This is a genomic window from bacterium (assembly GCA_037128595.1).
Lineage (GTDB): Bacteria > Verrucomicrobiota > Kiritimatiellia > CAIKKV01 > CAITUY01 > JAABPW01.
This window is the reverse complement of the sequence record JBAXWB010000023.1, coordinates 55,962-79,501: the sequence shown is the minus strand read 5'-3', so window position 1 is coordinate 79,501 and position 23,540 is coordinate 55,962. Positions and strand designations below refer to the sequence as shown.

Sequence of the window (23,540 nt, the reverse complement as noted above, 5' to 3'; positions counted from 1 at the left end):
AAAACCTTTACTAACAGTCTACAATCTATGCGGCTACCGCTGTTAGATTTCGATAACATTGCCACGATTCAGGACGAAGCCCGGATCCACGACCGCCTTGCAGCGTCGGACATCCTCCACGGCACCGGCCCCATAGCACCGCAGAAAGTCACGGCGCTTGCGCTTGCCGGTCCCGTGTTCGCCCGAATACACGCCCCCGAGCTCCGCCGATTTGGCGACAATGGCATCGTACAAGGCCACCCCCTTCTCAATCTGATCGCACTGGGGTAGCAAGGTGAAATGGAGATGGCAATCCCCTAAATGACCAAACGCCACATACTCCATTCCGGCCTCATTGAGGATACGGTGGGTGAATTTCAGAAACTCCTCAAACCGGTCCGGCGGCACGACGGTGTCGGTCATAATCGTAAAGGTGCCGCGATGCTTGGCCACCTCCAGCGCATTGGCCGGCAGGGAGTGGCGCGACTCCATGAACATCGTCCAGTTCCGCTCCGTATCAAGCAGCATGATGGCATCATCATGGGCACCGCACCCGCTCGCGGTAATCACGTCCATCCACTCTTCGGCGGCCTCCTCCATTGAACGCCCATACAAGGGCACCTGCAGGTAGATCCCCACCTGATCAGAGCCTTTAAACAGCACGTCATGGTGATCCATGTGTTTTACGCAGTTGACCCCGAAATATTCCAGCGCCCCGAGGCTGCCCAGCTCGCCGTGGAGATGCGTCATGACCTGGCGGTGAAACGCCAGAGCCGCAGCCTCGTCTGACAGCGAAAAGAAAAGATCCAACTTCCCCCCGGGACTCTCCCGCAGATTGAACGTGCAACCGGTAACCACGCCAAACAACCCTTCGCTCCCGACCACCAAATCCACCAGATCCAGCACCCCATCGGATGCGGAAAAGGGACCGCCCGCGTTCTTGATGGTCGGACGGGAATACCGGGGAACGGGCCACTCCCTGCTTGAAAGGCCATCCTCTAACACAAACCTGCCATCAACGGATCGATACTGCCCGCGCTCCGCCCTGATGAAACCGCCATCAGGAAGCACAAATTCGACCGCCCGCACCCATTCGCGGGTGGCTCCGGACGGACCGGGGATAAACCCCGAGGCATTGCAGGCGACGGTTCCTCCCACGGCGGCATCGGCACGACTGGTGGGATCGACGGGGTAAAACAATACTCCCCCTGTTTCCTTAAGCACCGTACGCCGCAGATCTTCCAGGATCATGCCAACGGCACCCCGTACGGTTTTGGCAGCCGCATCAACAACCACCGCCGCCCCCCCGGCTCCGTCCGCACTCATCATTCGGGACAGGGACAACACCACCCCGCCCTCCGGCGTCGCACTGCCGGTGAGGTTCGACTTGCCGCTGGAAATCGTGACCGGAATGCCGGACTGTGAACAGGTGCGCAACACCACCGCGCATTCACGGGGCGTAGCGGGTCTGCTCACCGCCTGTGCTACCCCCGGCAAATTCGAACTGTCCAATGCAAATCCGGCGACGACATCGGGATCACACTCCATCGCAACACCGAACCGGTTATGGAGAAATGGTGCTAATTCCGGAAGCATCGAAACCCCTTGATGGCCCCGGCAAAATGAATCCAATTCCGCCTTTTCGGCCTCGGTCAGTAACGACTCGCATCGAATAATATCTGTACTCATAGGTCCTTTCATTCAGGGGGCACGATCAAGCCTGCCTCCGCATGGAATGACGAGTTATTCCTGGTCATTAGTTCTTCATCAATACGGGATCGAGGCCCTAAGTTGTTCTAGAAGGCGCCTTCCATCCGCAACCGATGAGGCGCCGGCCATAATCACAATGTTGCGTTTACAGGGCCAATCCCCCTGAAGCAAGCGCATTAATTCGGGAGAATTCCCCCCGAATTCCCCGGTTGGCATGAGCACGAGTCGAGCCGGAGCCCTCTCACACAACGCAAAGAAGTCATGATGGGTGCAATCAACATCCAGCCCGGTGATCGCGGGCACCTTCATGAAGTCGTCAATCACGTCCGCCGTCATTCCACAGTAATGCATACGCCCCCCGCCAAGAGTGTCAAAGAAACGCACATCACGCGGTAAAATGTGTTCCCGATACAAGGCGGGCGAGATCATCTGCATGGAGCAATTACTGATGCGGGCGGCTCCCTTCCACATCGCACCCCAGTCAAAAAACCACTCGGGATCATCGCCGATCGTTGACTTGAGCCTCTGGGTGATGGCCAGCATGAAATCCGTGACCTTGTCGAGAAGCAGATCAACGTCTTCCGGACAATCATAAAAATCCGTCAGGATGTCATTCCCGCGGATTAGGTGGGCGGAGTTGAACGCGCTCTGGATATCAGGGAGTTGAATATGTACTCCGGTGGGCAGATGTTTTTTCCAGAGCTCAGTCCATTCCATCAGCTTTCCATACCAGCCGGCATCAAGTGCAGGCAGCTTCAAGCCGTGCACCGCTCCCGCCGCAGTCAAAACGTGACTCCCCGCCGCAGGGAGGTTGTTCCCGGGAATGACCATTTGACAGCCGAATGCGGCAGCAACCTGAGCCGTCCCGAACTGCACCCTGACCGTAGGAACCCGGTCATCCCGGATGTCCAGGTGAGGACGAAGCAGATCCAACTCGGCCTGGAGCATCACCAGCGGGTCAGCGAGGCGTTCCTCCCAGACCGGAAGCTGGACAGGCGTGTTGATGATGATCATCGGCCTGCATCTCTCCGGATCATCATGCAACAGCCGGTACCGCGCATAAACCTCTTCAAAATGCGCGGTCGTTCCCTCATCAATCGGCAAATAGTTGCTCAGGTTCATTGAGTCACATCCCTTACCAGTTTTACCCGGCGAGTCAAGCGTGTTACTTCGCCTTCAATGGATTAGGGCGCAGGACAAATTTCTGATAATGTTCGAAAAAACCTTTATTTTTGCTCAAACATATATATTCAGACACATATACCTACAGCAAGAGCATGCGAAGAGAGGGGTATCGGACTGGCTGAATGAGGCACCCTGAATTCCTCAAGGGCGTCGGGGCGTTTATTATGCCCATGGAACTTTCCGTGGGCATAATAAACGCCACATTGTTCTCACCCTTTGCGATCTTCGCGACTTGAGCGAAGCGGGTGTTCAACTATTTCGATTTGGAAGAAATTTGTCATGCGCCCTTTTACCGGATACATCTGAATCTACGCTTGCCCGCGCTTCTCACGATTCGTACCATCTGCCCCTTGCAACCACAGCCTCCAAAACCATTTGCCGAAAGTCTGTCCGGCCTGATTGAGCGCGTCACGTTCCACAACGAGGACACCGGCTTCGCCGTGCTCAAAGTCAAAGCCAAGGGGCACCGTGATCTGGTCTCGGTCGTGGGATCCCTCGCCTCGGTCAGCCCCGGCGAATGGGTAACGGCAGAGGGCCAATGGATCCAGGACCGGGAGTTCGGCCAGCAGTTCAAGGCGGAGATGCTGACCAGCACCGCGCCCACCACCCGGGAAGGCATCGAGAAGTATCTGGGGAGCGGCATGGTCAAAGGCATTGGGCCCGTATATGCCAAGAAACTGGTGGGCCAGTTCGGCGAATCGATCTTCACCATCATCGAAACCACTTCGGCTATGCTGGAGGACGTTGCCGGGATCGGGCCAAAGCGCCGCAAGCTCATCAAGGAGGCATGGGCTGAACAGAAAGTGATCCGGAACATCATGGTGTTTTTACACAGCCATGGCGTCAGCACCAGCCGGGCCGTACGCATCTACAAGACTTACGGCGAGGAGGCCGTCGAGAAGGTCCGGGCCAACCCCTACTCGCTGGCCAAGGATATCCACGGGGTTGGATTTAAGACGGCCGACCAGATTGCCCAGAAGGTCGGCATCCCCGTCGACTCCCTTATTCGGGCGTGTGCGGGCCTGAACCATGTCCTGCTGGAGGCGACCGGCAATGGTCACTGCGCCTTACCCATGGAATTTATGAAGGATGAAGCCGGCAAGCTCCTCATGGTGGATGCCAAAATTGTCGATACCGCCCTGGACCGGACGCTGGCCGAAAAAGATCTGGTTAAAGAGACCATCGACCATCAGGAGCTCATATTCCTGCCGGCCTTAAACCGGGCCGAAGAAGGGATCGCAGCCCGGATCAGAGGGTTGTGCGCCTCACCGGCCCAGTACCCTGCCATTGACTTTGAGAAAGCCGTGGAGTGGTGCCAGCAGAAAACCGGGAAGGATCTGGCCCCCAGCCAGCGGGAAGCACTGAAGCAGGCGCTCACCACCCGGGCACTCATCATTACGGGCGGACCCGGCGTCGGGAAAACCACCTTAGTCAACGCCATCCTGCTGATACTGAGGGCCAAAAAAGTACGCTGTGCCCTGTGCGCCCCGACGGGCCGGGCCGCCAAGCGCCTCGCGGAGACGACCGGCCTTGAGGCCAAGACCATTCACCGGCTGCTCGAAGTGAAGCCCGGCACGAGCTCCTTTTTGCGCAATGAGGCCAACCCGCTGTCATGCGACCTCCTGGTAGTGGACGAAACCTCGATGGTGGATGTGCCGTTGATGAACCATCTGCTCCGTGCCTTACCCATGAACGCCAGCCTGTTGCTGGTGGGCGACGTGGATCAGTTGCCCTCGGTGGGGCCCGGCATGGTCCTTAAAAACCTCATCGACAGCGGCGTGGTACCGGTGGTGCGGTTGACTGAAGTCTTCCGGCAGGCCGCCAATAGCCAGATCATCACCACCGCCCACCGGATTAACGAAGGCGCGATGCCTGAGCTGGCCGCCAAGAACACCGAGTCTGACTTCTATTTCATCGACCGGGATGAGCCGGTGGCCATCGCGAACACGCTGGTTGAGATGATCAAGACCCGCATCCCGGCCAAGTCCAAGCTCAACGCCATCCAGGACATCCAGGTACTCTGCCCGATGAACCGCGGTTCCCTGGGAATACGCGAACTGAACCTGCGATTGCAGGCCGAGCTGAATCCCCCCCGGCCGGATGAGCCGATGGTGGAGAAGTTCGGCTGGACGTTCCGGATCCGCGACAAAGTGATTCAGACGGAGAACAACTACGACAAGGATGCCTTCAACGGGGACATCGGCCAAATCCTTAAAATCGATCCGGTGGAACGGGAGGTTCTGATCAGATTCGACCAGCGCGAGATCGTTTATGATTTCGGGGAACTGGATGAAATCGCACTGGCCTACGCCATCACCATCCACAAGTCGCAAGGCAGCGAGTTTCCCGTGGTGGTCATCCCCCTGGCCACGCAACACTACCTGCTGCTCCAGCGGAATCTCGTTTACACCGGCATCACGCGGGGCAAAAAGCTCGTGGTGCTTATCGGGCAACCCAAGGCGCTTTCACTTGCGGTCAGGAACAACCAAACGGAACAGCGGTTTTCGGGTTTATTGGCGCGGCTGAAAGCAGTTGATTAAATGACGGGAGCGGTATCTGTGATTTGCCTACCTGATACCGCTCCGTCCTCTCGGGGAATTCTACTCGCACTCAGGGATCAGCCGGAGGGAAAGACCACTCGTGAATCTCAAGCCGACTCACGACTTGGCTGTTTCCCATTTCCCCACACCATGATTATACCGCTATGGGTTTACCTTCATGATGAGAGTCAATCGGTGGCCCTCGCCTATGGAGCTTTACGGACCCCACACTTCTATGTGTTTGATAGCGGCCGCAAACTGGTCTATTCCGGACGAGGCATTGACAGTCCCCGCGATACCTCGAAGATGAAGGTTAACGATCTGGCTAATGCGCTTGAAGACCATCTCGCCGACCGCCCCTTGCGCGTTCCCTTGACCAACCCCATCGGCTGCAACGTGAAATGGGATGGCCGCGATGCCCACTGGATGCCGCCGGATGCCTGCGATCTTGTTTAAGGCGACTAATAATATGCCTAAACTCAACATCACCATCCCTCATCGCCTTCCTCCGGCTGTCCGGAGCCCCAACACCCGTAGCAGAAGACATACAAAAGGGTGATCAATGCCGGCAAAATGAGAGGCTCGCCGGACATACACAAATCCAACCGTTCATTTCGCCGTCGTCATCACGGGCGTCAACAGATCCACCGATCGGTCGTGTGAGATCTGATAGGTTTTCAGGATAGCCTGCTGCTCAGCCAGGCACCGCTCCCGACCCAACACAATCCTCTGGCCCGTTGTCGCTTCAAGCGTTACGAATGGCTCCTTTGAACTTTCAATCCGCGTGATTAATTCCCGCAGGTTGCCTAGATCATGCCCATTAACTTTTTTGATCGGCAAGTTGACTAAGTCCTGATACCCCTGATTGATGTTCCCCGCCAATACCCTCGTCAGGATTACTACTTCATCCATAGAGTCCGATTTCATGTTGGCCGACAACAACGTTAAAAAATACGGAGGGGCCTCCTTCGGCCAGTTTTCACCCCATGCTTTGACATAGTCGGTTGTGAGCGGACAGAAAACTAAACCGCCAAAGATATAATAGGTCGGCATCACATCATACCGTTCAAGCGGCACCAGCAGATCGTCAGCCATTCGGCTGGATAAGGTAATCATGCAGTTATGAGGCTTTCCATCGCGCACATAATCAATCTTCAGTTTCTCACCCACCTGATGCTTCTGAACGATCAGATCGCAGGAAGTGCGTTCATCCTTGCGCAGATCCACGGTCCCATCACCGGCGACCGGCACATCGTCCAAGGCGGTCACCACATCCCCTGCCTTCAGGAACCCCTCAGCAGATCCCCCTCGAATAACCTTGGAGACGAGCACCCCTTCCTGCCTGTCCGCGATCCCGTAACTGTGCTTCATGGCTGGATTCTCCATATTTTGCATAATGAGACCCGTTGAGGGAAAGCCATTTTGCCGTCCATCGGCGATGTCATCAAAGAAATGGCGGATCACTGCCGTTGGCACTATGTAACCAATGCTGTTGGCGTCTTTATTGTCGTATGCCATCATCGCCACCCCTGCAATCCGCCCATCCACTATCGCCGGGCCGCCGCTGTTTCCGGGATTGATAGGGGCGTCGATCTGCACCGCCAGCAACGACAACCCACTATGGGGGTACACCTGATGCTCCACACGCGAGACAACCCCTTTGGTTATGCTCATCGTGTCTCCTCCCAATGGAAACCCGTATACCGACACCTCTTGCTGAACGGCAGGAAGATCATCAAGCTCCAGACTTGTGGAACCAGTAAAAAAATCGGGATCTTCCACGGTCAACAAAGCCAGGTCGGCGTCATGCGAGACATTCTCGACACGAGCTTCGTATCGTCTCGATTGACCATAACGGCGCACCTGGATAAAGGTTCCATCACTGATGACGTGGGCATTTGTAAGGATCTTGCGTCCCTTGATGATACAACCCGACCCCGTGAAAGAACTGGGGTTACCCGCATTCCATGGGTTCCCGTAATCAGGAATACTTGCTTCAGTATATATTTTAACGATCGCGTCATTGATCAAAGGGGTAGAGCCCGTAGCGCCCATCACCCCCCGGGCGAATAATGCCACCATCATGGTAACGTAACGAACATGTTTAGAAATCATCCAAGACATCTCCATTCCTGGGCGTTCCCACCCAATCCCTGATACTTACTCATATCTGGTTATATCAATTAGGCGAGGCTTACGCCTCTTCTTTTCCGCAGCTATTACCCAAACATAGATAGGCTACAATGAACAACACCCTATTAGACGGAGAGTATACCCGCCGCGGGAGCCTGCTGAAAATAAAGCATCAGCTCCCAAGATCCCTGCGTTGCCATGTAGGGTTTCTCCCCATTGAGCTGATGGAGGCCCCGGCCTACCCTGCCAAGAACAAACCAGTAAAGGAGAAATGAAAATGAACAAGTCAATGTATGGATTAGGATTGGTCGTCTTGGCGGGAACGTTTGCAATGGGATGCCGCACGATGTGTCACAAGGAAGTAAATGTAACCTGGACTGATGTGCCAACGGTGGTTCAGTCCACGATCCAGGCTCACCAGTATGGTGGTACTGTGGCCGGCAAGATCGAGAAAGAAACAACGAAGAACGGCATCATCTATGAAGCCAAGATCAAGGGGACAAACGGAAAGTGCAGCGAAGTCAAAGTGGCCGAGGATGGCAAGCTCCTGAAATACAAGTCATGCAAGGACTAACCTACGCTGGCGCCCATTATTTTCCCGTAAGCAACCATGAAGATACTGACTCATAAAACAATCACTCAAACGATGGTGCTGGCCAATCTGATTGGCTGGCATCTTCGGCAGCAGCCGCCTGTTGCGCCTGCAACTTCTTTTCCGGAAGCAAGTGAATGAATTCGATTTATGATGGCGCACCCCACCCCAAAAGATCATAATGCACAGACAGGAGGAGTGCGTTGAAATCTATCGTCATAATTCTATTCAGCGCCATCTACGCATCAGCCGTTTACGCACAGTCCTAGACCGTTCAGGAGCCTGGCAAGAGTCCGACCTATATCAGGCCAACCTACGGCACAACCACGACCACCGCGGCGCAAGTGGCGGCCTATCTGTATCCGATCCCCCAGAGTGAAAATAAGGACAAAAAAGGCACCACGAAAGGCAAGCGGTAACAATCACCGCGCAGGAGATAACCATGGCATTCACACTAAAACTTGGATCAACGGCACCGGCATTCAAACTCCCTGCCACGGACGGGCATACCTATACCTTGTCAGACTTCAAACAGGCCAAGGTCCTGGTGATATTTTTCACCTGCAACCACTGCCCTTACGTGGTGGGTTCCGACGAGATCACCCGCCAGACGGCCGAACGATTCGCCCAGAGGGGGGTACGCTTCGTCGGCATCAATTCGAACAGCCGCAACACCTATCCTGAGGATTCATTTGAACATATGGTCGAGCGGATGAATCAGCATCAATTTCCATGGGTTTACCTTCATGATGAGAGCCAATCGGTGGCCCTCGCCTATGGAGCTTTACGGACCCCACACTTCTATGTGTTTGATAGCGGCCGCAAACTGGTCTATTCCGGACGAGGCATTGACAGTCCCCGCGATACCTCGAAGATGAAGGTTAACGATCTGGCTAATGCGCTTGAAGACCATCTCGCCGACCGCCCCTTGCGCGTTCCCTTGACCAACCCCATCGGCTGCAACGTGAAATGGGATGGCCGCGATGCCCACTGGATGCCGCCGGATGCCTGCGATCTTGTTTAAGGCGACTAATAATATGCCTAAACTCAACATCACCATCCCTCATCGCCTTCCTCCGGCTGAAGCCGCCCAGCGTATCCGGCGCCTGCTCAACGACCTGAAGGCGGAACACGGCGACAAGATCAGCCATCTCAAAGAGGACTGGAATAACCATACAGGTAAATTCGATTGCTCGGTTATGGGATTCCAGGTTTCCGGCACGCTGGCAATAGAACCCGCACAGGTTGTGATTACCGGAAGCCTTCCCCTTGCGGCAATGCTTTTCAAGGGCCAACTTGAATCAATGATCAAAAAGCACGCCGCCGAACTACTTGCCTGATCCCTATCGATTTTACGGCTGGCGGTCACGACCACGTCTATGAGTTCGTCCCCACGGGTGAAGTCTGGATTGATGGCTGGGGAGGATACTATCTCAAGGCCTGCTACACCCCACACAGGGCATCTGGAGGCCCGATCGATCATCGATGCATATCACGATGCCCCTCCGCCAACAGGAGGTCTTGGAATGCCTTGCAGCTACGTATACTCATCATTAAAGAAAAAACCTCACTCCGACCAATGGAATCAGTGTCAGAATGAGGTTTAAAATGGTCGGGCCGAGGAGATTTGAACTCCTGACCTTTTGCACCCCAAGCAAACGCGCTACCAGTCTGCGCTACGGCCCGATAAAGAAAGCAGAGAGGGAAGCTATCAACTACCCTTTTGACCGTCAAGGAACGAATCAAACAACTTTTCCCAGTGGGCATCTTCCACCCCATCATCCTCAATCACCGCCTTCTCTCGGAGGTGATCCACAAACTGCGACAAGGCTTTTCCCTTCCGCTCGTGATGCAGCAGATCCTGAATGCTCTGCTTCGCCTCTTCAAACGTCAGGGGCTCGCCTAGTTCTTTTTCCTGTAACTCAAGAATATGGAAGCCCAGGGAAGTTTCCACCACATCGCTGATTTCGCCAATCTCCAGGTCTTCGAATATTGCCTGATTCAACTCAGGTACAATCGCGCCCCGGACCAGCAGCCCGAGACTTCCTCCGTCCGCTTTCCCGCTCGGGCATTCTGAAAAGGCGGCGGCCAGGTCGGCAAAGGCTTCCCCTTCCAGAATCTTCTGTTTCAAGCCCATCAAGGTCGAACGGGTCGTTGCCCGATCTGCCTCATCTGCAGAGGCGGGGCGTATCAGAATATGCCGAACCTGGGCCTGATCAGGGGCCACGTAGCGCTCCGCATGTTCTTCGTAATAGCTGAGCAACTCAGGCTCCTCACACTCCACCACCCCCGACGTCACCCGCGCCACCAGGGCGTCCAATTGTTTGCCGACGCGAATGCTTGCCTGAAATTGTTCAAGCGTCAGTCCCTGACGGGCGAGGATTTCCTTTAATTTATCCACGCTGCCCGCCTTGGTGGCCATACCCGCCATAGCGACATCCACATCCTGGTCAGGGATTTCAATCTTGCGGCGTTTAACCTCTTCAATGAGCAATTGCGTCCCTACGGCATGTTCACGCGCCCGCTTCAGCAGTTCCTCTGTATGGCGTCCCAGTTCCTCACGGGGCATATGCTGACTATAAAAATCCATCAGCCGTTTCAATTCCGCCAAAACGGCTTTTTCTGAAATGATCTGACCATTTACTTTAATTTTCATAAGGTTCCTCTCTTTAAAACCGGGGTGCCACTGACACCGCGGGATGTACGTAAATCGGGGCCAAGGCCTCCCCCTGAAGGCCGGACGCGACCCGCTGCGCCACCACCTGGGCGACCATCGCCGCCTGGGGGATCCGCGCCTCCTGAATCAGCCCCACACCGGCCGGACAGTAAGCCGTTAACGGTTCCTGAATCCGGTCCCAATCCGAGGTCACCCATACCGTCCCCGGCACTTTCAGTAAGTCGGGCAACTGCTCCACCCCCGTCACGATCCAATCGCCCAGGCGTGATACTTGTCCCTGTTCCCAGCCAAAACAGCCGGCCCACAACTCGTGTCGCCGGGCATCGCCCAGAACGACCACCCGTTGGGCACCCGTCTCCTGCAGGACTGACCAGGCAAGAGCGCTGGCACTCGACACCGCCATCACCGGCTTGTGATCGGGAAGTGCCAGGCCCCGGATCCCGGCCACAGCCATGCGGAGCCCGGAGAAAGCCCCCGGCCCGACCCCCACCGCCAGGTGATCCAACCCCTGCCAATCCCAGGCCCCTTTCGCTGAAAAGGCATGGATATCCGCGAAGATGGGACGCAGTTGACGACCTTCGGCCACCCACTCTTTTTGACATGTCACCGAATCCCCGTCGAGGAGGGCCAGAGACCCAATGTGGGTTGAAAGTTCTAACGCCAATATTTTCATTTGATTTTGCTTGATTCCCCGGCCCTGTGTGTGGATGATTCGCCCCTGCAAACGGCATGGCGAATGTAGCTCAGTTGGTTAGAGCGTCAGATTGTGATTCTGAATGTCGCGGGTTCGAGCCCCGTCATTCGCCCCAATTAAATCAAGCCTTCCATTGATTGTCTTTCCCCGCTGAACTCCTGCTGATACGACTTTGCTACGACCATTTCCCTCGCCCTCCACCTATGTGATGAGATATGCTACGACAAGAAACCGGAGATATCCAGAAACATAGAACCCGAAGGAACTTTGCATCATGGCTCAAATCTTTATACGGTCCGGAATGTGGTATGCACGCTTTATGCATAACAAGAAAGACTACTGTCGGTCAACTGGTGTTCTTGCGCCAACCGAGGGTAAAAAGGCGGCGGAGGACGCGAAAGCGGCCGCCGAGGCCGAACTTACCCGGATGCTGGTTGAAGTCCGGGGTGGGGAATCGGTGGATGCCCTTTTTGCCCGTTTGACTGAAGCGATCGACCAGTTGCCAAAGCGGGAACAGGAACCCAGGCGAATCACGTTCGCCGAACGGTTGCGGAAGAGCCTGACCATCCAGTTGCCGATTGCGGATGCCTGGCAGTCCTGGCTGGACAATCCCAAGAAACGCAACCCAAGCCCGGCGACCATCAAAATGTACCAGGCACACTGGGGACAGGAACATGCCAAGAAAAACGGGAACCGGAAAGTCAAAACCGGATTCAAACACTGGCTGACCAAAACGCACCCAGAAGTAACCGCTCTGCATGAAGTCACTCCGGGGCTGGCCGAGGAATACGCAACCTACCTATGGCAGAGCGGCATCGCCCCCCGGACCTACAACGCATCGATCAAGTTTCTGCGGAGCATGTTTAAGGTTCTACGGACGCGGGCGGGATTATCGGATGATGTATGGGCGGAAATCTCCGCACTGGAAAATGAAACCCAAGGGCGCCGGAACTTGACCACCGAGGAACTGACCAGTGTTTGCGCCAAGGCAAAAGGAAATCTGCGTTACTGGTTGGCGATAGGGCTCTACACCGGCCTTCGACTGGGCGACGTGGTGACCCTCCGATGGAACGAACTGGACTTGGACAAACACATCATAAAGAGGATCCCGAACAAAACCCGCCGAAAAGGGAAGGTAATAACGTTCCCCTTGCATCCAGTGCTGGAAGTCATGTTGCTGCAGTTGAAGACACAGGCGAAGCCGGGCGCCGTGTATTTGTTCCCCGATGATGCCGGGTTACACCTAAAGGAAGGCGCGACCACGATCTCCAAACGCATTCAGGCTCATTTCACCGACTGCGATATTCAGACCACGGAAGAGGCAGGCGGCAAGCACCGGAAGCGGGCCATTGTCCGGGTTGGTTTCCATAGTCTGCGTCATTCATTCGTAAGCCTGTGCGCTGCCAACCGGGTGCCGCAGGTCGCGATTCAAGAATTGGTGGGGCATGGATCGCCGGCGATGACCGAACTTTACTCCCATGCCGACGAGGGGCAGAAAGCGACGGCCATTGCCAGTTTGCCGACAGTGAGTTTCACACAGGGCGGCACGGTAACGGAAAAGCCATGACAAAGGCCATACCATGACCGAAGTTACAACTGTCAGGATCATGCGGAAGCACCTTTATGAGCGGGTAGCCACCTTGCCAGACCCGAGAAGCTGGCGCAGGTAGCCCACATAGACTTCGTACTTGCAGCAGGGTGTGCAGGAATCCAAGGGCTTCGTGTCGTCACTCTCAGATTGTGCCGAGCTTAAAATAACCTCTGATTGCCAAAATCAGCTTTTCCGGCAATATGGAACCACCCACCGTTGGCCGGATCGCATTCCGGATGGACTCCCAGTCCGAGTGATCAGCGGGATGAAGATTCAGAAACACACTGACATCATTGGCGAGTTCCTCGGGCAGGGAAACCGTCTGGTTATCGGGCAGGAGCACAGCGAGCCGGAAAACATCATACCGGTGCTTCTTGATGTCCCGATCATCAACCTTTTCCCCGGTTGCCTTGCGGGCAGTCAGGTCTAGCCACGCCCGAGCCTTAAGCGGGATCAATGCTCCCGCGTCGGCAACCAGAATACCCCGCGACTCACGACAATGTTCGATCAGAAAGCCGTAATAGCTGTCATGGAGCAGAATCGCTGACAGACTTTGGGCATCCTCCATCCGTATTGGAACGATGCGTTGTTCGGAATCTATATCCAGACCGGGGTTATAACGACAGAAAAGCTCAACCTTGAAGGGAAAACCCTCCGCGACGGGTTTCTCGAAGCGGTACAGGACCGGTGATTCACCCTCGCTACGGTTCTTGATCTGGTACTGACCGTCTCGTATCAAGGTCCAGAAACGCGAGACGAAGGCGGGGTTGATCTTTTCGAGGATCAATACGACGTCGAGATCCTTGGTGGCTCGGAACAAAAGGTTCTGTTCTGTGAACCACATGTCGCAAGCAGTGCCGCCGATCAGCACGAAGGAGTCGCGGTGCCCTGAAAGATATTCAATGAATCGATCCAGCCCTTTTACCGCCATGGCAATGCCTCCATCATATCAGCAAGTTCCGCTTGTACCCGTTCATCCGGGCTGTTCCGGAGACTCAAAAACAGGGACAGCGGATCGACATCCGGCCCATCAGAGAGCAGGGCAGGATCGTACCGCCACGCCTCGACTTCGGCGTTAGCCTCATAACGATCCACACAACCAGTCAGTTGTCCATGTTCCAGCCCCATCCGGATGCGCTTTTCCGGCATCGCAAAAACCGGAACCGAATCCTCAGCGAGCTGAGTTCGTTGCGCCAAGGCGGAAATGCCCGCCCGTTTAACACCTTCAACGGGGGACGTCCACCTTACATACAGAGTTTTCAATACTGGGGATCGCAACAAAGGCAAGGCCGATTCCCACAGGCCGGATGCGGCCCCCTTGAAATGAATCCGTTGTTCCTTACCCTCGCGAGAGGTCTCGCAAAGATTGTTCTGTTCCAGCTCGGATGTCGCATTCGACATCGAAGCCCTGCAAAATCCCAACCTTGCGGACAGTTCCTTGGCGGAAAGTTCTTCCAGCCCGCCTTGCTGCACTTGCAACAACAGCAACACCTGAGCTGGCGGGGAGAGCGGCTTGCCGGGGCCGGACGCCAAGGTTGCGAAATTCTCCCTCAGCAGTGTGATAGACTCCGGCAGGAATATCTGCGTGTCCGGGATCAGGAAAGGAACCCCCTGCCCAATCATGCGATTTCGCACGGTTGCGGAGAGACTGGGCAAGACGATAGCGACATGTTCCTCTCCGGTCGCCTTTTTCAGTTGCTGCCAGTGCTGCCGATATTCCGTTGGGGTCCCCGCGTCCCAGCCATCTTCCTCAATTGCAAGAAGCCAGTTCCGACCAAACACCCTCGCGGAGAACACGGAGAAACGTTCCCGCAGATACAACGGCAATGAGAGGATGGCACGGGGAACAAAGGGTCCCAGACGCTCATCGAGCTTAGTCAGATAGCCTTCCGCTCTATTTCTTAAATCTTTCACGTCTCAGTTTATACATTCTGATCGATTCATAATCAACATTAATCGAACACTTAGAATGAATCGTAATTTCATTCGGGGCTGGCCCATGGAGAACTAAAGCAAAAGCCCCTGACGCAATCAGAGGTCGGCGTCCACCTGGATAAACTCCAGAACACCCAATGATGATAGTTTAAGCAACGAGTTCTACCATGATGAACGGATAACAAATTACTATCCCCATCGTCCCTTTCCATCCGATATGTTAACCCAAAATCGCATCCTTGGCCGCCTTGGCAATTTTGAATTTCAGGACGGTCTTGGCGGGAATTTGAAGCGTCTCACCGGTGGCGGGATTGCGGCCTGTGCGAGCCTTGCGCTCAACCTTGATGAGTTTGCCAAGGCCTGGAATCTGGAAACCCGCCGAGGCTTCGCGATATGCTATTTTGACCAGAGTCTCCAGCATCTCCGCCGCTTGCTTCTTTTCGACTCCGGCTGTTTCCGCCAACTCTGCAATAATTTCACTCTTGGTTTTCATCTCGGCTCCTTCGTTGGATTGATCAACGCATAGTGACTGTATGCCGCACCGGAGCGAGGAACAAGAGGATAATGTGTCGTTTCGTTTTTCGATTCCAGTGCTTACACAAACCGTAACTCGCCCCACTCTTCTTGCCGATGAAAGTTCAGTACGGCATGCGGCGAGGTGGATGACAATACTGGCTTTTCGCGCCCACGAGTGTAGTCGTACCGGCTGAACGAGAACAGCCACCGGTCACTGGGCTTCGGTAGGAATACCTCGCAGACCATGGCAAACGGGATCTCCGCCACCACTTCCCACCGCTGGGCGTCGGGATTCACCCGGACTCGGCTTTCAATAACCCGGTTGATAAACCACTCTGGAGGAATGCCAGGCTTGGCACGGGGTTCGACAAACACGCTTGCAGAGGGAATGCGTAACTGGAGTTTCTGGTTCTCTGGCGTCACATGGAGCTCGACGTATGACTCCTGATCGCAGGGCCGCAGGAATATCTCGAAAACGTCGCCCGACAGGAATGATGGAGCGTTAAATTGCTTCTCCGGATTGAAGATGTCTGCATCCTCGAGTTCAGCATAGATATACAAAGCATCTCGGGTCCATCCCGTTTTCACGCGCATGGAGCGGAACTCGGGCGCCGGTTCAGCACGCCACGCCTGTTGCGACTCCACCCCCGGTACATTGGCAAAAACCTGACCAATCCGCTCCCACGACTCAAGATCAACGGTATCGAGTAATTTTGCCTTCAAATAAGGCTGGTTATTCACACCCGATTCTCCTTCACGTCTTCGAGTGAGACATACCTCTCACCAGCAAGTGACTCAATCTTAGCGGCCACGCTATCCGCATCATACTGATACCCATGGGCTTCAATGTGATAACCGAAACGAGGATCCCGCCTCAGGATCGGAAGAACGTCACGAAGGTTCTTCAATTCATCTCGGATAATCGACTGATACTCCGGCAACATTCGGTCATTCCATTGACGGCGCAACCGGTAAACCTTGCAGAAGTTGGCGGTGCTGCGGAACGAATGCCAGCAGACAGCGGCGGTGTCGAGTTCTTCCCGTACATGGGCATCCTGGCATGACTGCAAAGCAACCCGCAAAGTCTGAAGCCCGTCAATCCAGAGTCCCGACAACCGTTCAAACCCAGTGATGATTTCCTCAATACTGTAATCTCCTAGCGCCGCCCCCATGTCATCCCCTCGCTCAGCAAGTAAATGGCACGGACCAACCGGTTTACCAGTAAGCGGACCGAACTGAAGAGGTAGGATAAAGGCGAAGTTTGTCGGACCTGAGTAAAGGTACGGCAGGGAAAAGGGATAGTTATCCATGGCCTCCCCAAACTTCAGCCAGGCGGCAGCAACCCCGGCAGACTCACAACCGGGGAAATATTGTGCAGCAAACGCCCTCATGGCCTCATTGCGCTGATCTGGCAGTTCGCCGGAAAGGAATGCGTTGAAACCTGCCGTATTCGCTGTGATCATGTTGCCGAAACACCAGCAGCCCATGAAGCCGGACAGGCCCATGTTCCTTACGGCATCGGCCTTGGCAAACACATTACCCATCACTGGTAGATTAGGAACGGTGGCCAGTTCATGAGTCGTCCCAAACTGCAGTTTCGCCATCACAGAAATGCCGTGGGTTCGAGCACTGTCCAGCGATCCTTTGAATTGTTGAGATGGACCGGCATACGACAATGAATACTCGTCAATGATCCGCTCTTTCCCGGCAATTACCTTGCGACCGCCCCTCTCGAAGTCTGCCATTAAGATGACATCTTTGGGTAAGGCAGAAATAATTTCCTCGCACGGAGCAGGAACATAGAACGTCCATGACCAGTTCCAAGCGATAATCTTCCAGTCGGCGGTTACCGATCTGATCCCGTCGCGCACCAACTGGATCACCTCGCCGACCACAGTCTCTGGCTTGCGTGCTGCGCACCTGGGACACTCAATGGCAAAATCCGCAAAACTTCCATCGCCCTGAATGACCCGACCGCGTCGGGACCAGCAGTGAGCTGGCATTTCCGACGCCGTGATCAGGATCAGCCCACATAGGCCGGGGACATTCCGGGCCAGTTCGGCGGCGGCCTGATAAAGGAACTGTTTCACTTTATCCGTCGAGGTGCAAAGCGATAGCACCTCTATGTTCTGATTGCCTTCATTGACGATCGACTCCGACTGCCCCGCAACATCCGGATGATGCCCCCAAAACGCATCATCACGGGGAATGCCCCGCGGCGGCTGACAAAACATGAACACCTGTATGCTATGCCCCCCTGCCCTCTCGACCAAGGCATTCAGCCGTTGCTGATGCAATTCCGCATCCGCACCCAACTCGGGGAACACTTCCGTCCTGACCACATGGTTAAGGTTACCGTGAACCCAGATGGCATTAAAGCCGGAAGCGGCAATCCGCCCTAGTTCCTGATCGGTATAGGCATCCAGCGCAGTTACAGTCTCTTCCTGCCAGGGATCCGGGGGATCAATAAAATGGCCAAAAGACGTTCGGGGCGAACGCCAGATACGAATGGTGTCTGCCATAATCAACCTTTTAAGGCTTTTCTCATTCCATCGAGAATCAGAACCTTCGCTTTTATGCCGTAAGCCGGTGTCGCTTCAACAGCTGTCTTTGCATACCACTGTCCATCTGTTCGCTTAGACATATCGACCCCTTCCGGACAGAAGGCCATCATAAGCGATGTTTCCTGTTTCCCGGCATGATCGATCGGAAATTCCTTCTGGCTGGCTTCATCCATGAAGGGGTGAACACGAATCCAACTGAAGGGATCATCACCCGTCCCCCGCCCCTCGTAATACTTGGCCATGGCGGGATTCCCCCACCAGTTCTCCCCGCGCCCCTTCTCGAGGAACTCGAATATGGCTTCCCGGGCCGCCAACCGGAACGCCAAGTCGGTCGGCATACCGACCGCAAAGTTCTCACTCTGATGGTGAATGAAAAGATGAATGTTCCTGAATCCTATTCTCAGCAAGCTCCGGAACAGTTCCTTCCCGAACGGATGCAGTGCCGACGGGCCGACATGCACCGAACCGTTGCGCTCGGGAACTTCAACGGCATAACTGCTGGCACCGTAGTAGAAGGCCGGCATAATGACGACCTTCATCTCTTTCTCGAGTTCCTCCACAGCCCGCACCACCAGCACTGTATCGACCCCGACACAGCAGTGTTCGGCATGGTATTCCAACACACCAACCGGCAGGACCACCGGCCATTTCTCGTCAATGGCCCGCCGGATTTGATCTGGGAACATGAGTTCGTAGCGCATTAGACCTCTACGATCTTCATATACCGCTCGGACAGTTTTTCAACCCCGGTGTTAGTGATGGCAACTCCATTTTCCCACCGTAGCCCGAAGTCCTTGTCGGCGAAGAAGGTATCCACCTGGAAGGTCATGTTCTTTTCAAGTTTGAAAGTCGACGTAGATTCGATCCAGGGACGCTCCACCTCCATCATGCCGATGCCGTGGCAGGGTCCATAGAGCATGTATTTGCCAAATCCGCGCGAGTGGACCCATTTCTCGTAATCCTGTACCACATCGGCCGCCGAACGCCCCGCCTTCATCAACTCCATCGTCTTGAAATGCGCCTCCAGGCCGAATTCGACCAGACGCTTCTTTCGAGCCGGCAGGGCGCCGATGGAAATGGGCAGGCCCACGCTCGACGAATACCCGCCCACCCGCGCGCCGATATTGAGCTGGATAACCTCATTCTTGACGATCTTATTGTAACTCGGGCGGCAGATGGCGTTATTGGTACGCTTGCCACAGAAGCAATAGAGCGCATGGCCCTCGTATTCACCACCATGCTTGTAGATCTCACGCTGGGCAATGCCGATCACCTGGTTCTCCGTCATCCCCGGCTTGATCTCGCCCAGGATGGCATCGACTGCCAACTCGCTGATCTGAAACGCCTTGCGCATCAACGCCAGCTCCGTCTTGCTCTTGATGTACCGCAGCGGGGCAAAGACATCATCCGCCTTGATGAGTTCAACACCCGGAAGATCTTTCTGGAGCGACATGAACACCGGCAACGTGGTGATGGCCCAACTCGCAATCCCGAGTTTCTTCAACTTCCTCTTGGGCATGGCCAACTTGACCACGTCCTTGTAGGTAGCAACGGGAATGCCAGGATACTGCGGTTCGGCGAACTCCCGGTATTCGACCATCTTCAGGATATTCGTAAGCGAGCTGCGCCCCTTGGCATAATTTTCACTTTCAGGCCCAATCAACAGAACTGCTTCCCCCACTGCCGGGACAAACACAGCGCCCGCCTCAAAGGTCGGCCAGTATTCTGAAAGATACCGAACATTAGCGAAATCAGCCTCATTGCCATGCACCAGCACCGCATCCAGTCCAGCGGCCTTGATCCGCCCCTGAAACTTTGTGATTCTGTCCTCGAACTCCTGCCTCATAATTTGCGTTGTCTTCATAATAGTACTTTAATTCCTTTAGTCCTTTAGTTTATTCCATCCATTTGTTTACGCATGAGCCGCCGATAAATAACGAAAAACACCACCGCCAAAGTGCTCATCACAATACCCATGACGAAGCCGACCCGATAGTTGTGGCCGCAGAAGTAGATCGCCCAACCTGATATAAATCCGAGCGTGGCACGATAGGCGTTGCGAATGCAGGAATTGGTGGAGGTGATCGAGCCTATATCCTGCCGCGGCGCGCTCTTGTACACCATGATGTCTGCCCCGGCATATAACGGACCGATAACGGTCAGCGCCAGCGAAAGAATAATCAAACTGGTTTTGTCATGAACCTGCATCGCCCACAGGAAACAAGCCACCTGACCAGCCCAGAACAGCAACACCACGCGGAACCCACCCCAGCGGTCGATAATCCAGCCGATGGGGTAGGCAATGACGAGGCTCACTAATCCAGCCCATGACAAGGCCTGGTAAATATCCCCACGGGCCAATTGCAGAGTCTCTTTCGACCAAAACCAGATCCAGGTGTTGTTCATAACCAGATAACTATTAATCAGGGCCACGCCACCCATCAGCCAGAATATCCGTTTGTCGAGCGCCGCCACCTTAAAGGTGGACCAGAGCTTGAAGCGCTCAGTAGCCGGATGCTGGATTGGCGGCTCCCGGATTCCCAAGGCGCAGAGTGCTGTCAACGTCATGATCGACGCTCCCACAGCAAAAGGGAACCATTCTGACACCGCGATAATGCGCCCTGCCAGCTGCATGATGACAAAGCCAGCCAGGCCACCGCCGGCACCAAGAACTGAATTGGCCCGCGCCAGCACATCACGCCTCACACAATCAATGCCCAGCAGGGAAAAGGTGCTGGCCACAATGTCCATGAAGATCATTTTAACAATTACCAACCCCACCAAAATCACCACCCAGCGTGCCTCATTGAACACCGGGAACAAGGCCATCGCGCCGATGATAAATGGTGCGGACAGGAAGTACCAAGGCCTGCGGCGCCCGAAACGGGTCACGGTGTGATCGCTCTTCCATGAGAAATACATCACGATAAAACTCAAGGCCCACCCATTGATCGAACCAATGGTGCCTTGAATGTTCTCCCGCACGCCAAGATCCAACAGTCGCATCAGCACCAACGGCATCACCAGCGTATCTGCCACGCCCCAGCCAATGTTACAGATCCCGATCAGCGTCACATTGCGCCACATCAGCTTCTTGTCGGCGTAATAAGCGTCCAAAGCAGGATCCGGCGCTGGCAAATTTTCGGACAAGGTTGCCCCCTGATGATTATGCATTACCACGCACCCAGCGGACATCCGGGCAGTCGCCCAGCACTTCCACGATCTTCTCGCCCTCGATTTTGACGGCACACCAACTCCCGCCCTTCAGTGTCAAATCCCCCTGCTCGAAACGCGCGAGCAGATTGAGGGAATGCAGCTTGATCGGCGGCCGCAAATGAGAGCCGCCATACTGATCGGGAGCCATGGCATATCCCGCAACGTAACCTTTGGTCACCGCAACCAGAACCTTCTTCGCAGAATCCGTTCGATGGCGGAAAAACCGGTAATACGTGTCCTCGGCAAACACTTGCTCGGCGGAAGACGTCAGGGTGCGGATAAGACGGGTCAAATCCTCTCGAGGATCAGGGGCAGGCATGTAATACAGAGGCCGATCGGGTGATTTAACATAAGACAGGAAACCCTCCTGATCGAACACTTTTTGAGCGGAAGTGACCTGCACCGGATAGGTTCCATCAAACCAACTGGGCTCCCATTCATTGATCCCAGGCAGAGACCTCTTCTCTGCAAGCGCAGCCGTATAGTCCGCTAGCGTAAAAGGCTTGAAGCCAACTTCTCCCGCAAACTTTGCCGCAATACTCGACTGCTTTTGTACCGTGAACTCTGGAGGCGGCCCGATGACAATCACCGGCACATTCGCCCGAACAATATCCATGACCCGCTTGTAGTATTTTTCAGGGAGCACATAGATATACGGCAGCAGTAGCACCCGATACGTCAGCCCATCAATAGAAAACTCACCCTTGCCGATTTTAGCACGCAGCAGACTTTCCCCGCTCATGATGGCGGAATATTGAGCCGCATCCGTCAGGTGGATCGCCGTATTGGCAAGGAATGTGTAAAACATCCGGGTCAACCACTTGGGCGTTGCGGCCAGGGTTTCCCAGGAATACAAAAGTGCCACGTCGGTGTGCGGGACAAACTGGTCGCCCACCATTTCATCAAAACGATCCAGATTTTCAACATCCTGCATCATCGCACTGCGTGAAGGCTCTTGCGTAAAATTGATCAGGCCCTCGCTGAAACTGGACATCACATGACTGAACCAATTCACATGGAATAGCATCTTCAGGCGATTGGCGTGCTTCATATTCCCCACGGCGGGGTATCGGAACGCCCAGTCGTTGTAGAAGGCGTCGCGCATGCCCAACTCTTTTTTAAGTCCCTCTGCGAGCATGAAATTGTGGAGCGGATACTTATTCTCCACCTCGGTTCCCCCATCGGTCCAAGCGCCCGTCAACACTTTCCCAAGTTTGAAATAATCAAGCACCCCCGCGGCAAGATCAGTGGGAATACCGCTCCACGTTTGATGGGTCCCGAAAATCAGATCCTGTTTGAAAATCTTTTTCGCATAGGTATTGTGACTTTCCTGAGCCACATAGTTCATCTCCACCAGACTCCGGTAGTAGTCACAGCGCACCTGTATGGTCTTGTTGGTTCCCTCTAAATGATTCAAATGGATGAGATTAGGACGCAGTTCATAACCATTGAGCTTTTTGAAAAGCGCGAGGAATCCTTTCCCTGCCTTAAAATAGGCCATATTGCCCATGCCTTTGCCCGGCTCATCCCAGCCGAACCCGTCGAGGGGAATGTCAGAATACGAATCCAGTAATTGTTTCTGGGCTTGAAGGTATTGGGGATGGGCCACATCTACCAGCCCGGTGGTCTGCACCGCCACATAGAATACCGCAGGTCCGGTATAGCCGCCCGCCATCGTCCCCTTGATCACCAGACCTGCCTGGGGCACCAGATAATGCATGGGCGTGGCCTGAATTTTCGCCGGTGGAACCAAGTGATAGCCGTCCTGGCCGGTGACAAAGACTGCCGAGATTTCCTGAAAATTGATCTGGCCCCTCATTTTGGGAAAGTCCACGCGAAACTCGAAGTTTCCTTCGTGAATCATGGTATCAACCGGACAAATCGCCCAGAGGGCTGCCTCAAGACAGGTTTCCACGAAGTTCTCACCCCAGTGGGCATGATCCGTGTCGAGGATCATCTTGATGTTGCACTGATGCCCGAAAGCGACGATCTCTTTGACCGCATCATGGACTTCGGGACTCAACACGGTACTTCGCTGGTGGCGCACGAACATGATCGCTGATGAGTAATTCCAGTGGGCGATTTCCTCAAGATAAGGCCGGGCCTGTTTTGGGTTTTTGACTTCATGCGGTGAAATGAAAAAACCACCGACTTGTTTATGCCCCTTAGATACGGTTGATTTACGGGTTGTCATAGGTATTCCTTTCG

The 23,540-nt window shown here is 54.7% G+C and carries 19 protein-coding genes, 2 tRNA genes and 1 pseudogene; 7 read left to right on the top strand and 15 right to left on the bottom strand.

Annotated elements, in window-relative coordinates; all coding sequences use genetic code 11:
- Positions 1 to 42: 42 nt before the first annotated feature.
- Positions 43 to 1,668 (bottom strand): FAD-binding oxidoreductase, encoded by a 1,626-nt coding sequence (locus WCS52_13995; GenBank protein ID MEI6168289.1) that lies wholly within the window; start codon positions 1,666 to 1,668, stop codon positions 43 to 45.
- Positions 1,669 to 1,746: 78 nt separating this feature from the next.
- Positions 1,747 to 2,811 (bottom strand): uroporphyrinogen decarboxylase family protein, encoded by a 1,065-nt coding sequence (locus tag WCS52_13990; GenBank protein ID MEI6168288.1) that lies wholly within the window; start codon positions 2,809 to 2,811, stop codon positions 1,747 to 1,749.
- 413 nt (positions 2,812 to 3,224) lie between these two features.
- Between WCS52_13990 and WCS52_13985 the strand changes: the two genes are divergently transcribed.
- Both WCS52_13985 and WCS52_13980 read left to right on the top strand, forming a co-directional pair.
- Positions 3,225 to 5,414 carry an ATP-dependent RecD-like DNA helicase gene (locus WCS52_13985; GenBank protein ID MEI6168287.1) on the top strand — a complete coding sequence of 730 codons (2,190 nt, stop codon included), beginning with the start codon at positions 3,225 to 3,227 and terminating at the stop codon, positions 5,412 to 5,414.
- A 165-nt stretch (positions 5,415 to 5,579) separates the two neighbouring features.
- A pseudogene (locus tag WCS52_13980) lies at positions 5,580 to 5,870 on the top strand (thioredoxin family protein).
- Between the two features lie 153 nt (positions 5,871 to 6,023).
- Here WCS52_13980 and WCS52_13975 read toward each other — a convergent pair.
- Positions 6,024 to 7,529 carry a serine protease gene (locus WCS52_13975; protein ID MEI6168286.1) on the bottom strand — a complete coding sequence of 502 codons (1,506 nt, stop codon included), beginning with the start codon at positions 7,527 to 7,529 and terminating at the stop codon, positions 6,024 to 6,026.
- A 295-nt stretch (positions 7,530 to 7,824) separates the two neighbouring features.
- Here WCS52_13975 and WCS52_13970 point away from each other — a divergent pair, with 295 nt between their 5' ends.
- The 3 genes from WCS52_13970 (at position 7,825) to WCS52_13960 (ending at position 9,479) form a co-directional block, all read left to right on the top strand.
- Positions 7,825 to 8,121, top strand: a complete 297-nt coding sequence (locus WCS52_13970; protein ID MEI6168285.1) for a hypothetical protein — start codon at positions 7,825 to 7,827, stop codon at positions 8,119 to 8,121.
- Positions 8,122 to 8,581: 460 nt separating this feature from the next.
- Positions 8,582 to 9,163, top strand: a complete 582-nt coding sequence (locus tag WCS52_13965; protein MEI6168284.1) for a thioredoxin family protein — start codon at positions 8,582 to 8,584, stop codon at positions 9,161 to 9,163.
- A 13-nt stretch (positions 9,164 to 9,176) separates the two neighbouring features.
- On the top strand, positions 9,177 to 9,479 hold the full coding sequence (locus WCS52_13960; protein MEI6168283.1) for a polyhydroxyalkanoic acid system family protein: 303 nt from the start codon (positions 9,177 to 9,179) through the stop codon (positions 9,477 to 9,479).
- A gap of 269 nt (positions 9,480 to 9,748) precedes the next feature.
- Here WCS52_13960 and WCS52_13955 read toward each other — a convergent pair.
- The 3 genes from WCS52_13955 to tsaB all read right to left on the bottom strand — a co-directional run bounded on the left by WCS52_13955 (position 9,749) and on the right by tsaB (position 11,489).
- Positions 9,749 to 9,825: transfer RNA gene (locus WCS52_13955), tRNA-Pro, on the bottom strand.
- A gap of 25 nt (positions 9,826 to 9,850) precedes the next feature.
- On the bottom strand, positions 9,851 to 10,795 hold the full coding sequence (locus tag WCS52_13950; GenBank protein ID MEI6168282.1) for a peptidylprolyl isomerase: 945 nt from the start codon (positions 10,793 to 10,795) through the stop codon (positions 9,851 to 9,853).
- 13 nt (positions 10,796 to 10,808) lie between these two features.
- Complete coding sequence (tsaB, locus tag WCS52_13945) at positions 10,809 to 11,489, bottom strand: tRNA (adenosine(37)-N6)-threonylcarbamoyltransferase complex dimerization subunit type 1 TsaB (GenBank protein MEI6168281.1); 681 nt, start codon at positions 11,487 to 11,489, stop codon at positions 10,809 to 10,811.
- A gap of 59 nt (positions 11,490 to 11,548) precedes the next feature.
- On the opposite strand from tsaB, the gene WCS52_13940 reads away from it, so the two are divergent.
- Both WCS52_13940 and WCS52_13935 read left to right on the top strand, forming a co-directional pair.
- Positions 11,549 to 11,625 (top strand) — tRNA-His (locus WCS52_13940).
- A gap of 159 nt (positions 11,626 to 11,784) precedes the next feature.
- Positions 11,785 to 13,077: a site-specific integrase gene (locus tag WCS52_13935; protein MEI6168280.1), complete on the top strand. Its 1,293-nt coding sequence runs from the start codon at positions 11,785 to 11,787 to the stop codon at positions 13,075 to 13,077.
- 166 nt (positions 13,078 to 13,243) lie between these two features.
- Here WCS52_13935 and WCS52_13930 read toward each other — a convergent pair whose 3' ends face one another.
- The 9 genes from WCS52_13930 to WCS52_13890 all read right to left on the bottom strand — a co-directional run bounded on the left by WCS52_13930 (position 13,244) and on the right by WCS52_13890 (position 23,526).
- Positions 13,244 to 14,032 carry a nucleotidyl transferase AbiEii/AbiGii toxin family protein gene (locus WCS52_13930; GenBank protein ID MEI6168279.1) on the bottom strand — a complete coding sequence of 263 codons (789 nt, stop codon included), beginning with the start codon at positions 14,030 to 14,032 and terminating at the stop codon, positions 13,244 to 13,246.
- The gene (locus WCS52_13925) at positions 14,023 to 15,015 is read right to left on the bottom strand and encodes a hypothetical protein (GenBank protein ID MEI6168278.1); all 993 of its coding nucleotides are present in this window, start codon (positions 15,013 to 15,015) and stop codon (positions 14,023 to 14,025) included. Before WCS52_13925 ends, WCS52_13930 begins: the two co-directional genes overlap by 10 nt.
- 241 nt (positions 15,016 to 15,256) lie before the next feature.
- A complete protein-coding gene (locus WCS52_13920; protein MEI6168277.1) occupies positions 15,257 to 15,529 on the bottom strand; it encodes an HU family DNA-binding protein in 273 nt (90 codons plus the stop codon).
- Positions 15,530 to 15,630: 101 nt separating this feature from the next.
- Positions 15,631 to 16,293 carry a hypothetical protein gene (locus tag WCS52_13915; GenBank protein MEI6168276.1) on the bottom strand — a complete coding sequence of 221 codons (663 nt, stop codon included), beginning with the start codon at positions 16,291 to 16,293 and terminating at the stop codon, positions 15,631 to 15,633.
- Positions 16,290 to 18,074 (bottom strand): hypothetical protein, encoded by a 1,785-nt coding sequence (locus WCS52_13910; protein ID MEI6168275.1) that lies wholly within the window; start codon positions 18,072 to 18,074, stop codon positions 16,290 to 16,292. Before WCS52_13910 ends, WCS52_13915 begins: the two co-directional genes overlap by 4 nt.
- A 2-nt stretch (positions 18,075 to 18,076) precedes the next feature.
- Positions 18,077 to 18,817, bottom strand: a complete 741-nt coding sequence (locus WCS52_13905; protein ID MEI6168274.1) for a creatininase family protein — start codon at positions 18,815 to 18,817, stop codon at positions 18,077 to 18,079.
- Positions 18,817 to 19,980 carry a Xaa-Pro peptidase family protein gene (locus tag WCS52_13900; GenBank protein ID MEI6168273.1) on the bottom strand — a complete coding sequence of 388 codons (1,164 nt, stop codon included), beginning with the start codon at positions 19,978 to 19,980 and terminating at the stop codon, positions 18,817 to 18,819. Before WCS52_13900 ends, WCS52_13905 begins: the two co-directional genes overlap by 1 nt.
- A gap of 26 nt (positions 19,981 to 20,006) precedes the next feature.
- Entirely contained in the window at positions 20,007 to 21,290 is a 1,284-nt protein-coding gene (locus tag WCS52_13895) for an MFS transporter (protein MEI6168272.1), read from the bottom strand.
- Positions 21,283 to 23,526: a hypothetical protein gene (locus tag WCS52_13890; GenBank protein MEI6168271.1), complete on the bottom strand. Its 2,244-nt coding sequence runs from the start codon at positions 23,524 to 23,526 to the stop codon at positions 21,283 to 21,285. The genes WCS52_13895 and WCS52_13890 overlap by 8 nt, the downstream gene beginning before the upstream one ends.
- Positions 23,527 to 23,540: the final 14 nt, after the last annotated feature.

Excerpts from the sequence above, each read along its gene's own strand:
- WCS52_13990 (MEI6168288.1), bottom strand. The coding sequence starts at position 2,811 with ATGAACCTGAGCAACTATTTGCCGATTGATGAGGGAACGACCGCGCAT.
- WCS52_13950 (MEI6168282.1), bottom strand. The coding sequence starts at position 10,795 with ATGAAAATTAAAGTAAATGGTCAGATCATTTCAGAAAAAGCCGTTTTG.
- tsaB (MEI6168281.1), bottom strand. The coding sequence starts at position 11,489 with ATGAAAATATTGGCGTTAGAACTTTCAACCCACATTGGGTCTCTGGCC.
- WCS52_13890 (MEI6168271.1), bottom strand. The coding sequence starts at position 23,526 with ATGACAACCCGTAAATCAACCGTATCTAAGGGGCATAAACAAGTCGGT.
- WCS52_13905 (MEI6168274.1), bottom strand. The coding sequence starts at position 18,817 with ATGCGCTACGAACTCATGTTCCCAGATCAAATCCGGCGGGCCATTGAC.
- WCS52_13930 (MEI6168279.1), bottom strand. The coding sequence starts at position 14,032 with ATGGCGGTAAAAGGGCTGGATCGATTCATTGAATATCTTTCAGGGCAC.
- WCS52_13920 (MEI6168277.1), bottom strand. The coding sequence starts at position 15,529 with ATGAAAACCAAGAGTGAAATTATTGCAGAGTTGGCGGAAACAGCCGGA.
- WCS52_13995 (MEI6168289.1), bottom strand. The coding sequence starts at position 1,668 with ATGAGTACAGATATTATTCGATGCGAGTCGTTACTGACCGAGGCCGAA.
- WCS52_13935 (MEI6168280.1), top strand. The coding sequence starts at position 11,785 with ATGGCTCAAATCTTTATACGGTCCGGAATGTGGTATGCACGCTTTATG.
- WCS52_13895 (MEI6168272.1), bottom strand. The coding sequence starts at position 21,290 with ATGCATAATCATCAGGGGGCAACCTTGTCCGAAAATTTGCCAGCGCCG.
- WCS52_13960 (MEI6168283.1), top strand. The coding sequence starts at position 9,177 with ATGCCTAAACTCAACATCACCATCCCTCATCGCCTTCCTCCGGCTGAA.
- WCS52_13970 (MEI6168285.1), top strand. The coding sequence starts at position 7,825 with ATGAACAAGTCAATGTATGGATTAGGATTGGTCGTCTTGGCGGGAACG.
- WCS52_13975 (MEI6168286.1), bottom strand. The coding sequence starts at position 7,529 with ATGATTTCTAAACATGTTCGTTACGTTACCATGATGGTGGCATTATTC.
- WCS52_13900 (MEI6168273.1), bottom strand. The coding sequence starts at position 19,980 with ATGAAGACAACGCAAATTATGAGGCAGGAGTTCGAGGACAGAATCACA.
- WCS52_13965 (MEI6168284.1), top strand. The coding sequence starts at position 8,582 with ATGGCATTCACACTAAAACTTGGATCAACGGCACCGGCATTCAAACTC.
- WCS52_13910 (MEI6168275.1), bottom strand. The coding sequence starts at position 18,074 with ATGGCAGACACCATTCGTATCTGGCGTTCGCCCCGAACGTCTTTTGGC.